Genomic DNA, 13412 nt, shown 5'->3' on the forward strand with positions numbered 1-13412 from the left:
AACCAATATACTTGCGAAGCGCAACCAATTCAACAATTTTATCGGCGTCCCTGCCGCGGCCTACTGGGGCCGCTTGAAGCCCGCGCGCGCCGCCTCGACCGCCTGGCGGCAGACGCAGCCGCTCATATGGTCGTTGACCATGCCCACAGCCTGCATGAAGGCATACATGGTCGTCGGCCCGACAAAGGTCCAGCCACGCTTTTTCAGTTCGCGCGACAGAGCCGCCGACGCTGGCGAGGTCGGATTGCCATTCCAGTAATCCAGGTCCACCGTCGCGGGCCGGTCCTGGACCGGCGGCTCATGGCGCCAGAGCCAGGCCGACAGCGAACCCGACTCATGGGCCAGGGCCTGCGCGCGCTTGGCGTTGTTGATGGCGGACAAGATCTTGCTGCGGTTGCGCACGATGCCGGCGTCACCCATCAGGCGTTCTACGTCGCGCTCGGTGTAGCGCGCCACCCGCTCGAAATCGAAGTCGTCGAAGGCCGCGCGGAACGCTTCGCGCTTGCGCAAAATCGTGATCCAGGCCATGCCGGCCTGAAAACCCTCCAGGCAGATTTTCTCGTACAAGCGGCGGTCGTCCGCCACCGGCATGCCCCATTCGTGGTCGTGATAGTCGGGCATGGACGGCTGCCAGAAGCAGCGCGCCGCGCCCTGCCCGTCCGTGATCAGGCCTGGATTGGTCGGGCTCATCTCGTTGGTCTTCATGCGGTGGCTTACTGCTTGCCCGGCACCGGGCAGCTCAGGTCGCCTTCCTCGCACTTCAGGTAGGCCCGCAATTCCTTGGTGCGCGCCTGCGTCAGCTTGTCCAGGCACAGACTCAGCGTCATGGGATAGGCGCTGCCGCCGGACGTGCTGCTGGACGCAAAGGCGCACTCCGCGTCGCGGAAGAACAGCCAGGCCTTCTGGGCGGCATGCAGCTGGGTCGTCGCGTCCCGGTCGTTCTTCAGGCGCGCGCCCACCTCCTTGTAGGCGGCGTTCAAGGCGGCGTCGGACTTGCGGTACGCCTGGTCGGCGCACAGGCTCATGTCCGTCTGCGTGGCCGCGTTGCCGCAGTCCAGCGGCTGCGCCTGCGCGTTGGCGGCCAGCGCAAGCGCGGCAGCGGCGGTCATGATGGCGATACGCATGGAATTCCTCCTGTGTGACTGGGTGAACCCGGAAAGTGTCGCATGGAACAATGACCCCATGCAGCGGCGGCTCCGTCGCCGGTGGCCTAAGATGGCGGCTATGAAGATCCAACTGCTCTCAGACTTGCACCTTGAAACCGACCCGGACTTCCTGGCGCGGCCCGCGCCCGGCGCCGATCTGCTGGTGCTGGCCGGAGACATAGGCTCCTACCGCCGCGGCTCGCTCATGACGGGGACCGACTTCGGCCTGGGCAGCTATGCGCCGCACAAGGGCTGGCCCACGCCCGTGGTGTACGTGCCTGGCAACCACGAGTACGACAACGTGGATTTCGACGAAACCCACGAGCGGCTGCGCGGGCTCTGCGAGGAACTCGGCATCCACTGGCTGGAACGCGAAACACTGGTGGTCGATGGGGTGCGCTTCATCGGCACCACGCTGTGGACGGATTTCGACGCGCTGGCAGCCCCCGGCGACACGGTGGGCGCGGCCCTGAAAAAGCGCGAGAAGGCTTTCCGCGCGGCCGACTTCTACCTGGAAAAGGCCGAGATGCGCCGCAACGGCGCGCCCTTCATGGCCGAGCAAATGCGCGAGCAGGGGCTGCTTTGCCAGCAATGGCTGCAGGACGCCCTGCGCGTGCCCCACGACGGCCCGACCGTGGCCATCACCCACTTCGCCCCCACGCTGGCAAGCGCCGATCCGCGCTACGGCGTCACCCCGGGCACCGCAGGGTTCTGCAATGCCCTGGACGCCCTGCTGCCCCTGGCCGACGTCTGGATGCACGGCCATCTCCACTGCCCGCAGGACTACGTGAAGGATGGCTGCCGCATCGTGGCCAATCCGCTGGGCTACGCCAAGAAGGGAGAGCAGCAGGACTTCGCGCCGGATCGGCTGTGGGAGGTAGCGGCGCCTAGAACTTGAGACTTGCGCTCAAGGCATAGGTGCGAGGATCGCCCGCCTTCACGTAGTCCGGGGATTGGTACAGCCAGTAGCGCTTGTCCGCCAGGTTGTTGATGCCCGCGCGGAACGTGGTTTCGTAGCCGTAGATGCGCGTGTCGTAGGTGGCGCCGATGTTGACGATGGCGTAGTCGGGTACCTGGACCGCGTTGGAAGCGCCCAGCATGGTGCTGCCGGTGTATTTCACGTCGGCCCTGAGCTTCAGGCCAGGCAGCTGCGGCACCGAGTATGCGACCTGGGCGGCGGCGACGAACTTGGGGGCGCCCGCGACGCGGTTGCCAGTGAAGCTGGAGCCCTTCTTGTATTCGGTGTCCAGGAACATCAGGCTGCCGCCCACGTTCCAGCTCGTGGCGATGCGCGTGGACGCTCCCAACTCCAGGCCTTGATAGATCGACTTGCCGTCCTGCACCAGCTCATTGGCGGCATTGGTGTATTCCGCCTTCTTCTCGATGCGGAACAGCGCAGCCGTGGCCGCCCAGCCATCCTGGTTGGTCTTGATGCCCAGTTCGTACTGCTTGCTCTTGAGCGGGTCCAATAGCGCGCCGTAGTTGGCATAGGTATTGCCCACCGACGACCCCGGCTCCAGCGATTCGATGTAGCTGGCATAGGCCATGGTCTGCGGCGTGATGTTGTACATCAGCGCCACCGTCGGCGTCAGCACGCCGTTCTTGTCGTAGCGCGAATTGCGCGCCCCCGCCGCATCGAAGCCGACCTGCTCGTAGTTGGTATAGCGCAGACCGCCCAGCACGGACCAGCCGCCGGTCAGGTCTATGGTGTCGCTGGCGAACAGCGCCTTCTGCGTGATCTCGGCAGCGCGATACAGGTCCAGGCTGCCCTGGCTGTAGTAGGTGTTGGTGTTCTGGGAGCGCAGATTGCCCGTGCCTTGCAGCTGATACACGCCGTTGACGCTGTAGTCGTTCTTCTGCTTCTGCCATGACGCGCCGGCCACTACCTGATGCTTCAAGGGGCCGGTGTTGAACTTGCCTTCGACCATGCCCTGCCATTGGTTGTAGGCATAGGCTTCGCCGTAGTCCGAGCGGTAATCCTGGTAATCGCCCGCCTGGTTCTGCAGGAACAGCACCGATTCATTGCGGCGGGTCCGGGTGGAGCTGTAGCTGTAGTCGGTGCGCACTGACCAGTCGGAAGACAACTGGTACTTCAACCCGGTCGAATAAAAGCGGAATTTGTTGTCGGCATACGGGCCCTCGCCCACCAATCTGCCGTTGTCGTTGCGCACCGGCGACGGCAACTCCGAACCCGCCATCTGGCCCGCGTAGATGGTCGGCTCCTGGCCGATCGCCTTGCGGTCCTGGTAGATCGACTGGAAGTCCCAACTCAGCTTGTCGGTCAGGCGCGCATCCAGCGCCAGCGACACCGAATCCCGGTACAGCGAACCGCCGTTGTAGGTATTGCCCTCTTCATGCGTGGCGTTCAGGCGATAGCCGAACCTGCCCTCGCCGCCCACGCGTCCGCCCAGATCGACGTGCTCGCGCAAGAGTCCCTTGGACACATAGCCCAGTTCAATGCTGCGCACCGGCTCATCGGTCGGTTTCTTGGTGACGTAGTTGATCAGTCCACCTGGCGAACCGAAGCCGTACATGAAACCAGACGCGCCCTTGAGCAGGTCGATCTGCTCGAAGTGCTCGTAGGGCAAGGTTGTGACGTAGCTAAGGAAGGGCTTGCCGTCGATGCGGTAGGAATTCTGCCAATCCAGCGGCAGGCCGCGCACGCTCAGATAGCTCGCCCAGGCGCCGTAGGAGGCGCTGTTGTCGGTGACCGATGCGTCCAGGGCGAACACGTCGCCCAGCTTGCGGACCTGCCGCTCTTCGATATCCGCGGCGGTGACCACGGCCGTGGAAAACGGCGTCTCCAGCTGGCTGCGGTTGCCCAGCGCCCCACTGTTTACTGGCGCAGACAGATGCTCTAGCGTGTCGTCCACCGAGGTCGCGTTGACGGTCACTGCGGGCAACTGGGCCACGCCTTGCGTATCCCCCGCGCCCTTGGGCGGCGGCACGCCGGCAGCCTGGGCATGGACGCCCGCGGAATGGACGATGCCCAGGGTCAGGGCTAGGGCATAGGGCGCAACTGCATGCCGCGCGTGCTTGCGCGCGCGGCACTTCCTGGCGGAAGCGGGACGGACCACGTTGAATACTCCAGAGCGGGAGGGGAAGAAACAATTATTTTAATGAATAGGACTGATTCGCAATTGTATTATCAACTGAAAACTTCCCCATTCCGCTCAGGCATTGCGGTCACTGCTTGGACGCTTTCTCCAACTGGTCGCGCAGCCGTTCCTCCTGGGCGCGCAGCTCAGGCGTGAATTCGTCGCCGAAGTCCTCGGCCTCGTACAGCGGGCGGATTTCGATATCGGACGGGCCCGGCATCGGATTGGGACAGCGCTTGACCCATTCGATCGCCTCTTCCAGGGAGGCGCACTCCCAGAGCCAGTAGCCGGCGATCAACTCCTTGGTTTCCGCGAAGGGGCCGTCTATCACTTGCCGGCTGCTGCCGGAAAAATGTACCCGCGCGCCCTCGGAACTCGGCTTCAGGCCGTCGCCCGCCAGCATCACGCCCGCCTTGACCAGTTCTTCATTGAACCGCCCCATGTCCGCCAACAACTGCTGAGTAGGCATCACCGCTGCTTCGCTATCGGCGGTGGCCCTGACTTGAACCATGAATCGCATCTCGGTCTCCTTGTGTGGATGGTGGAACTTGCATGCTCCATCCACACGACGAACCGCGCCAGACGAAATCGACATTCGCCGCGAAAAAAAATGTATCCGGGGCCGGATCGGCGCAATTTTCCATGAAAAAACCCATGACGCCCCGAGGAGCATCATGGGTCCCGGCCACCATCGCGGACGGGGCGATCAGCCCGTCACGGCGCCGGATTCGGCTGGCGGGCGTGGATCTTGTCGATCGCCTCCAGCACCTCCGCCGACAGGGTCACGTCCACGCTGTCGATGTTTTCCTTCAGCTGTTCCAGCGTCGTGGCGCCGATCAGGTTGCTGGTGACGAAGGGGCGTTGGTTGACCCAGGCCAGGGCCAGGTGGGTAGGCGAAATGCCATGCGCGCGCGCCAGTTCGACGTAGGCGCGGGTGGCGGCCTCGGCCTGCTCGTTGCTGTAGCGGGTGAAGCGCGTGTACAGCGTCAGGCGGGCGCCGGCCGGGCGCGCGCCGTCCAGGTACTTGCCGCAAAGCATGCCCATGGCCAGCGGCGAATAGGCCAGCAGGCCCACGCCTTCGTGGTGCGAGTACTCCGACAGTCCGATCTCGTAGACGCGGTTCAGCAGGCTGTAGGCGTTCTGGATGGTCGCGATGCGCGGCAGGCCCTTGTTCTCGGCATGGCGCAGGAACTGCCCCACGCCCCAGGGCGTTTCATTGGACACGCCGATGTGGCGCACCTTGCCGGCGCGCACGAAGTCCTGCAGCACCTCCAGCGTTTCCTCGATCGGCACGGTGTATTCATCCTGGACCCAGGGATAGGACAGCTTGCCGAAGGTGGCGGTGGTACGGTCCGGCCAATGCAGCTGATACAGGTCCAGGTAATCCGTCTGCAGGCGCTTCAGGCTGGCGTCCAGGGCCGCGGTCAGATTCTTGCGGTCCAGATGGGTCTTGCCGTCGCGGATGTGGCCGGGGCGCTTGGCGTCGCGTACCGGGCCCGCAACCTTGCTGGCCAGCACGATGTCCTGGCGGCGCTTGCTGCGCGCCAGCCAGGTGCCGATATAGGTCTCGGTCAAGCCTTGCGTTTCGGGTTTGGGAGGCACCGGATACATCTCGGCGACGTCAACCAGATTGATGCCACGCTCCAGGGCGTAGTCCAGCTGCTGGTGCGCCTCGGCTTCGGTGTTCTGCTCGCCCCAGGTCATGGTGCCCAGTCCGATCAGGCTGACATCCAGGTCGGTACGGCCGAGTTTGCGGTATTTCAATTTCTGCTCCGTGCGGTGTCGCTTACAAGGGAAGCGACACCTTACTCCAAGACGGTTTTCAAGAACCTGGCAACTCGCTCCGGCTGCGGGTTATTCGCCCCTTGCCCGCCGCATTCCTCTCGGCATACGCTTTATCCCCAAATAACCACCAGGAATCGACGTGCTGCGCGAAATTGATGAAACCTATGTGTTCTTCATCTGCGTCATCGTTTGCCTGGCCATCATCGAGCTGGGCTTCCAGCTGGGACGCAAGCGCCGCCGGGCCTCCGACGACGCCGCCAAGACCCATATCGGCGCGCTCCAGACCGCCCTGCTGGGCCTGCTGGCGCTGCTGCTGGGCTTTACCTTCGCGATGTCGGTAACGCGCTTCGAGACGCGCAAGAACCTGGTGCTGGAAGAGGCCAACGCCATCGGCAACGCCTACTGGCGTTCGCAGCTGCTGCCTCCCGCCGCCCGCGAGCCCATCGCAAAGCTGTTGCTGGACTACACGACGACGGCGCTGGAGTTCAGCGACGCCGACAACGACAAGGAACGTCTGACAGCGGCCAGCGCGGCGTCGCGGCGCATCGAGCGCCAGATCCGGAGCACCGCGGCCAGCGTCCTGGAAAATCCGCCCTCGATTTCCGCGGTCATGTTCATCCAGGCCATCAACGAAATGGCGCAAGTCAACGAAAAACGCCGCGTCGCGCTGGAAAACCACGTTCCCGAGCCCGTCTTCTATCTGCTCTTCATCGTCACGGCGGGCGCCATGGGCTTCATCGCCTACGGCACCGGACTGCACAAGCGCAGGCGGCTGATCTCGACCGGCCTGTTCGCCATGCTTATTTCCCTGGTGCTGACCTTCATCCTGGACATCGACCAGCCCGCCACGGGCGTCATCATGGTCAGCCAGGAAAGCATGGTGCGGATGAAGACGACGCTGGAGCAGGAACGGTAGGCGCGCGGCGCCCCCGTCCCGGCTGCCGACGCATCAGTACTGATAGCGCATCGTCAGCATGGCGCTGCGGCCCGCACCCCACGCCCCCTGGCTGTAAAACCCGATCTGGCTGTAGTACTTGCGGTCGAACAGGTTATTCACATTGAGCTGGGCGCTCAGGTTGCGATTGAAGCGATAGCGAGCCATCAGATTGGTGATCGCGTAGCTGCCCTGGCCCACGCGCTCTTCGCCATTGGGTCCGGTGGCCATGGTGTACACATGGCTCTGCCAGTTGACGCCGCCGCCGACCGTCAGCCGGTTCCAGTCGCCGGGCAACTGATAGGTCGTGAACACGCGCACCAGGCTGCGCGGCTGATCGGTCTGTATCGCGTTGCCGTCTCCATCGCGCGCGGTCCAGTGCGACCAGCCTGCGGCCAGGTTCCAGCCCGGCATCACCTCACCCGAGACTTCCAGGTCGAAACCGCGGCTGCGCGTGCCCTGCGCGGCGGTATAAGCCTGATTGATGGTGCCGGGCACCATGTAGCCCGGATCAACCTGGGCCACATTGTCCTGCTCGATCTGGAACACGGCGGCGCTGGCGTTCAGCTTGCCCTCCAGGAATTCGCCTTTGATGCCGGCCTCGTAAGCCTTGCCCTCGAGAGGATCGAGCCAGCTACCGCTGCGGTCCTGATAGCTCTGCGGATTGAAGATTCCGGTGTAGCTGACGTAGGCGGTATAGGTATCGTTGATGTCGTAAAGCAACCCGGCATAGGGCGTGAATTCGTTCTTCTTGAAAGCTTGGCGGCTGCCGCCGCCGAAGCCGACCGAATCCGTCTCCCACGTGCTGTAGCGCCCGCCCACGATGAGCTTGAGCGGATCGGCGAGGTTCAGCCGCAAGGCGCCATACCAGCCCGTCTGCTTGGTGGTATAGCGGTTGGCGGTGACCGAGTCGCTGTTCCACTCCGGTTCCGGATACGAGCCGTCCCAGTCCAGGAAGTTGCCCACGGCTGCGCTTGACAGGGCCGAACGGTAGTCGAAATCGCCGTGCTGGCGGTTGAAGCTGGCGCCCACGACAGCTTCGTGGCGCCGGCCGAACAGTGTGAATGGGCCGGACGCCTTCACATCCAGACTGTTCTGCTTGCGGTCTCCCAGATACCAGCTGGGCGATGCGCCCATGCCCAGGCCGGTATTGCGGTCGGGCCAGCCATAGAGATAAAGGAGCTTGGCGTCCATTTCGTTCTTGGAGTGCGATCCCACTGCGTTGACGGTCCAGCCGTTGTCGAAGCGGTGCTCCAGACTGGCGAAGGCCCCCTGGGTGGTGCTGCCCCACGACGACCAATCCGCGCCCGTGTTCAGCGATCGGCTCCAGTCGGTGCGGCCGCCGTCCGCATACCATAGCGGGAAGCCGCCCCAACTGCTGCGTTTCGGATCGTTGTCCTGATAATTGAAACCCACGCTCAGCGTCGTGCGGGAAGTGATGTCGGCGTCCACCACGCCGTAGAAGATCTTCTTGCGGTTTTGGTAGCCGTCCAGGTAGGAATGATTGTCCTGGTAGGCCGAGACGATGCGCCCGCGCACGCTGCCGGCAGCGTTAAGCGGCGTCGACAGATCCACGGTGGCGCGGTAGGTGTCCCAGTTCCCGGCGCTGACGCTCATGTCCGCCTTGAACTCGCGGCTGGTGGCGCGCTTGCGCACCAGGTTGATCGATGCGGACGGATTGCCTGCACCGGTCAGCAAACCGGTCGCGCCGCGCACCACTTCGACGCGGTCGTAGATGATGGGGTCAAGCGATGATTCGCCCGCTGCGTAACCCGTGTCGAAGCTCGTCGGGATGCCGTCATACATGTAGTTGCTGACGCTGAACCCGCGCGAATTGAACGAATAGCGCTCGCTGTCATAGTTCTGCACCGAAATACCCGGTGTGCTCGCCATCACGTCGACCAGCGACAGCATGTTCTCGTCATCCATGCGTTGGCGCGTGACTACCGTGACCGACTGCGGCGTTTCGCGTAATGTCAGCGGCAGCCCCGTGCTGGCGGCGGTGGCGCGCGGCGTATACGAACCGGTACCCTCGGTGGTCGTATTGTCTGCATTGCCGACCACCTGCATGGACGGCAAGGTGGCCACGCCCTCCTCCTGCGCGGCGGCTACGCCGCATGCCAGCGCCATCAGCACCAGGCATGGCGTGCGCCGCAGGACAAAGCGCGGACGGATGAGACGAGCGCGGCCGGCAGGCCTGAGGTGTTGCATGTTGGCTTCCTTTCCCTGTTTGAAACTTCAAATCGGAAGAAAGTGTAATGCAAACGATTCTCAGGTGCTTTATTGATAAAGCTAAAACTACCGCGCAGAAAGGCGCGATTTTTGGGGACATAATCGCGGCAAGAGGCGCGCTGCCCGGACCGTGAAACGACTTCGCGTGGCATGGTCAGAATGAAAACTGGCGCGGCCACCATCGCGGCCGCGCCAGGAATTTTTGCTGGCGCAGCCAAGGCTGCGCCTCGATGCGCTTTAGTTGGCCTTGCCCGCCGATGCGAGCGCCGACGCCGCAGGCTCGCCCGCATCCGTACAGGCCGCCGGACTGCGCTCCGCGAGTTCTTCCAGCAAATCTGCCGAAGGCACGAAGAACAGGCCGCCCGTGACCGCGTGACTGAAGTCGAGCAGGCGGTCGTAGTTGCCGGGTGGACGCCCGACGAACATGTTCTCCAGCATCAGTTCAATGGGACGCGGCGAACGCGCGTAGCCGATGAAATAGGTACCGAACTCCCCTGCCCCCGGCCTGCCGAATGGCATGTTGTCGCGCAGGATCTTCAGTTCCTGGCCGTTTTCCTCGATGGTGGTCAGGGCGCTGTGCGAAGACGTAGGTTTGATGTCATCGTCGAGTTCGACGTTGGACCACTTGTGGCGGCCGATGACGCCTTCTTGGCCCTCCACCGTCAACGCGTTCCATGCCGCCATGTCGTGCAGGTATTTCTGCACCAGCACATAGCTGCCGCCGGCGAACTCGGCGTCCTCGTCGCCGATGACGGTGAAGTCGAACGCCTCGCGTCCTTCCGGGTTCTCGGTCCCGTCCACGAAGCCGATGATGGCGCGCCGGTCGAAGTAGCGGAAGCCATGGACTTCATCGACGACGGTCACGGCATCGCCCAGCCCGCCTAGCAGCAAGGTCGCCAGCTCGAAACAAAAATCCATCGAATCCGCGCGGATGTGCAGCAGCAGGTCTCCCGGGGTAGCGACGGCCAGGCGCTCGCCCGCGCCAAATTCGCGGAAAGGATGCAGCGCAGCTGGGCGCGGCGCGCCGAAAAGCGTGTCCCAGGCCGTGGAGCCGAAGGCGGTGACACAGGAAAGATTCTGCTCGGGCGCGCGCGTGGACACCGTGCGGACGACGCCTGCGATATCGGCGCACCAGTCGCGCACGGTACCTGCGGCGGCAGCCCCCTGGTTGAGCGTGGCGACGATGAAAATCGCGTGGCGGGTGGTCGTGTTGTGTACGGCTTGGGATTCGGGTTGACGGTCGGACATCGGATCTGGGACCTCAAGAAAACGAGCGCGGCGGCGCGGAAAGGCTAGTCCGATTCTAAGCGCGGACTGTGGATGAATGCACCGGGTTCGTCAGGGCACCGCCCTCAACCATTCGCTCACCACGTCCAGCACGATGCGGCTTTGTTCACGGTGGGGGACATGGCCGCAGTTCTCCAGCAGCAAGGGGCGCGCGCCCGCCAGGGCGACGAGCTTGTCCTGATGCCTGGGGGAGCCGTATTCGTCGACTTCGCCGTGCAAGGCCAGCACCGGGCAACGGACCTGGCGCAGTTGCTCGTCCAGGTTCCAATCGGCGAAGTCCGGCGACAGCCAGGTGTCGATCCAGGCGCCCAGCACCCATGCGGCTTTTTCGCCGTGGTACTTCTTCAGGCGGTCCAGTTGGCCGGGTTCCGCAAAGCTCTGTTTGGCCGCGCGTATGCCTTCCAGCGTGCGGTCTTCCGCAAACATCTGCGCCGACTCGGTGATCAGCGCGCGGCAATCGTCGGCGTACACGCCGGCGCTGCAGACGGCCATGCCGCCGCCCACGCTGTGGCCGAACCCCACGAAGGCGCCGATGTTCAGTTCTTCGCGCAGGCTGCGGAACCCCTCGCGGGCCTCGTCTTCCACAAAGCCAGGCTCGAACACTGCCGTATTGGGATCGGAGCGGCCAAAACCCAGACGGTCGTAGGCGATGACGCTGCGTCCGGTCGCTTGCGCCAACTGTTCGGGGAAATCCCGCCACAATTCCACGCAACCCAGCGAATCGTGGAACATCACGATGGGCGCCGCGGCCACCGCCTCCCCTGCGGGGTCCCAGCGCCGCGCGTAAAGACGGCCCTGGCTGGTGTGCACGTAGACATCCTGGCTGGTAATGGCAAGCATGAAAAGTCCTGGGGAGAGTATGCGGCGATGCGCCATCGCACCGCGCTCCGATTATAGGAAAGCCCGCAGCCTCACCGCAGCCCGGACACCACGCCGGCTGCAATGATGAGCAGCACCAGCGCGGAAATCGCCATGTAGGCGTAGTCGCGTTCGCGCAGGAAGATGGCCAGCATCAGCGCCACCCGCGCCACCGGCAGCAGGATGAAGAGGGCCACTCCGGCCCTGACCAGTTCGAGCGCGCGCAAGCCGGCCGGCACTTGCGGCAGGAAATCAATTGCCATGCCCGCGGCGATGAGAGCCGAGGCAATCCATGTTCCATACCAGAGCAATCCGGCGATGACACGGTCGCGCCGCGCCTGCCTGTCTGCCGCCTGCGTCATGCCGGACCTCCCGGAATATGCACCCCCAGCGCGCTCAGCAACATCTGCACCGCCAGCAGGGACAGCACGATCACGAAGAAGAGGCGCAGCTTGTCCGCAGGCAGGCCCATCAGCAGGCGGGCGCCCAGCAGCGCGCCCGCAACCGAACCCAGCGCGACGGGACCGGCGATGCCGATGTCGATGTCGCCGCGCACGAAGTAGGCGCCCGCGCTGGCTGCGGCCGTCACGCCGATCATGAAGTTGGAAGTGGCGGACGAGACCTTGATCGGCAGCTTCAGCGCGGCGTCCATGGCGGGGATCTTGAGCACGCCCGAGCCTATGCCGAGCAAGGCCGAAATCAGGCCCGCGCCATACATCAGCGACAGGCCCAGCGGCACGCGGTCCACCTGATAGTGCACCTCGCGGCCCTGCGCTCGGTCGGGAAAGCTGGAATGCAGGCGCAACGCCGTGGCCCAGCTTGCGGCGTCGGGCGCGATTGCCACGGCCTCGCGGCGACGTGCCAGCATCTGCTGCGCGGACACGGCCAGGATGGCGGCGAACAAACCGTAGAGGAATTCGGTGGAGACAATGCCGATGAGAAACACGCCGGTCAGCGCGCCCAGCGTGGTGGCGGTCTCCAGCACGATCGCCAGCCGGACGTTGGTCAGCCGCCCCTTCAGGAATGGCGCGGCGCTGCCGCAGGAACAGGCAATCACCGAGATGATGCTGGCGCCGATGGCCACATGGATGTCCACGCCGAACAACAGCGTCAGGATGGGCACGATGAAGATGCCGCTGGCCATCCCCAGCACCCCGCCCAGCGCGCTGGCGCCGAAAGCGGCGGCGAACAGCCAGAAAAGGGTCGACGTCTCCATGGCCGCCGGCTCAGGCCCGCTTGCGCGGTTGCCGCGAGAGGCGGGTGGTGAACCGGATCAGGTCGCCGCGGTAATACAGCTTCTCGTAGTCGACCGGCCGCTGTCCCTCGGTGTAGGAAGTGCGCTCGATCAGGAAGATCGGGCTGCCCACGGCAACGCCCAGCGCCTGCGCGACGCGCTCGTCCGCCGTCACCGCTTCAAGCTGGTATTCGGCCTCGATCAGCGGCAGGTCGTAGCGCAATTCCAGCAGGTCGAAGATGGGTTCGGCTTCCAGGTCGTTGCTGGCAACCTTTACGCCTATGTCCAGCGGCAGATAGGTTTCATCGAACGACATGGCCACGCCGTCCGCCAGCCGCACGCGCTCGATGCGGTAGACCTGCGCGCCACGCGTCACGCCCAGCTGGCGCGCGACGTCTGCCGTGGCCGGCACCGGCCGCTTGTCCAGCAGGCGCGCCGTGGCCTGGCGGCCGAGCGCGTCCATGTCTTCGACGAATCCGCTCAGCGCCGTCAGCGCCTGCGTCAACTTGGGTTCCGTGACGAACGTGCCCTTGCCGCGCCGGATTTCCACCAGCCCGCGGGCAACCAGGTTTTCCACCGCCTTGCGCACCGTGGTGCGACTGACGGCGAAGCGCTCGATCAGTTGGTCTTCCGTCGGCAATTGGCTGCCCCGCGCCAGGCTGCCGGCCGCGATTTCCGCGGCCAGTGCCGTTTCCATCCGGGCATAGAGAGGCGCATTTTCGGATTGATTTTGCATGAAGACATCATAACATCATGATGTCATGATGATGCAAGCAACTCCCCGCGTTACAACGGAGTCGCCAGCAACTGGTAGTCTTCGCAGGCCCGGCCGGCGCCTC

The 13412-nt window shown here is 64.3% G+C and carries 13 protein-coding genes; 2 read left to right on the top strand and 11 right to left on the bottom strand.

Translation table 11 applies throughout. The features are described 5' to 3' along the window. Positions 1–60 precede the first annotated feature (60 nt). Entirely contained in the window at positions 61–705 is a 645-nt protein-coding gene (locus AC6LKD_RS00080) for a DNA-3-methyladenine glycosylase I (RefSeq protein WP_492274422.1), read from the bottom strand. A gap of 8 nt (positions 706–713) precedes the next feature. Beyond that, on the bottom strand, positions 714–1124 hold the full coding sequence (locus AC6LKD_RS00085; RefSeq protein ID WP_013395979.1) for a lysozyme inhibitor LprI family protein: 411 nt from the start codon (positions 1122–1124) through the stop codon (positions 714–716). 100 nt (positions 1125–1224) lie between these two features. On the opposite strand from AC6LKD_RS00085, the gene AC6LKD_RS00090 reads away from it, so the two are divergent. Next, entirely contained in the window at positions 1225–2043 is an 819-nt protein-coding gene (locus AC6LKD_RS00090; protein WP_041654302.1) for a metallophosphoesterase, read from the top strand. Here the strand turns inward: AC6LKD_RS00090 and AC6LKD_RS00095 are convergent. The 3 genes from AC6LKD_RS00095 to AC6LKD_RS00105 form a co-directional block, all read right to left on the bottom strand. Further along, positions 2033–4222, bottom strand: coding sequence for a TonB-dependent siderophore receptor (locus AC6LKD_RS00095; RefSeq protein ID WP_498114663.1), 2190 nt, complete (start codon positions 4220–4222; stop codon positions 2033–2035). The genes AC6LKD_RS00090 and AC6LKD_RS00095 overlap by 11 nt on opposite strands. 109 nt (positions 4223–4331) lie before the next feature. Beyond that, positions 4332–4763, bottom strand: a complete 432-nt coding sequence (locus AC6LKD_RS00100) for a YciI family protein (RefSeq protein ID WP_498114664.1) — start codon at positions 4761–4763, stop codon at positions 4332–4334. A 194-nt stretch (positions 4764–4957) separates the two neighbouring features. Then, entirely contained in the window at positions 4958–6007 is a 1050-nt protein-coding gene (locus AC6LKD_RS00105; RefSeq protein ID WP_498114665.1) for an NADP(H)-dependent aldo-keto reductase, read from the bottom strand. Positions 6008–6167: 160 nt separating this feature from the next. Between AC6LKD_RS00105 and AC6LKD_RS00110 the strand changes: the two genes are divergently transcribed. Beyond that, a complete protein-coding gene (locus tag AC6LKD_RS00110; RefSeq protein ID WP_013395984.1) occupies positions 6168–6944 on the top strand; it encodes a bestrophin-like domain in 777 nt (258 codons plus the stop codon). 33 nt (positions 6945–6977) lie between these two features. Here the strand turns inward: AC6LKD_RS00110 and fhuE are convergent, their stop codons facing one another. The 6 genes from fhuE to AC6LKD_RS00140 all read right to left on the bottom strand — a co-directional run bounded on the left by fhuE (position 6978) and on the right by AC6LKD_RS00140 (position 13309). Continuing rightward, positions 6978–9173: a ferric-rhodotorulic acid/ferric-coprogen receptor FhuE gene (gene fhuE, locus AC6LKD_RS00115; protein WP_498114666.1), complete on the bottom strand. Its 2196-nt coding sequence runs from the start codon at positions 9171–9173 to the stop codon at positions 6978–6980. 258 nt (positions 9174–9431) lie between these two features. Next, entirely contained in the window at positions 9432–10442 is a 1011-nt protein-coding gene (locus AC6LKD_RS00120; RefSeq protein WP_498114667.1) for a Dyp-type peroxidase, read from the bottom strand. 90 nt (positions 10443–10532) lie between these two features. Continuing rightward, entirely contained in the window at positions 10533–11321 is a 789-nt protein-coding gene (locus tag AC6LKD_RS00125; RefSeq protein WP_041654305.1) for an alpha/beta fold hydrolase, read from the bottom strand. 71 nt (positions 11322–11392) lie between these two features. Continuing rightward, on the bottom strand, positions 11393–11701 hold the full coding sequence (locus tag AC6LKD_RS00130) for a DUF1634 domain-containing protein (RefSeq protein ID WP_498114668.1): 309 nt from the start codon (positions 11699–11701) through the stop codon (positions 11393–11395). Further along, entirely contained in the window at positions 11698–12555 is an 858-nt protein-coding gene (locus tag AC6LKD_RS00135) for a sulfite exporter TauE/SafE family protein (RefSeq protein WP_498114669.1), read from the bottom strand. The genes AC6LKD_RS00130 and AC6LKD_RS00135 overlap by 4 nt, the downstream gene beginning before the upstream one ends. Positions 12556–12565: 10 nt before the next feature. Next, positions 12566–13309, bottom strand: coding sequence for a GntR family transcriptional regulator (locus tag AC6LKD_RS00140; RefSeq protein WP_498114670.1), 744 nt, complete (start codon positions 13307–13309; stop codon positions 12566–12568). Positions 13310–13412 lie beyond the last annotated feature (103 nt).

It is taken from the genome of Achromobacter sp. D7-1 (assembly GCF_059760445.1).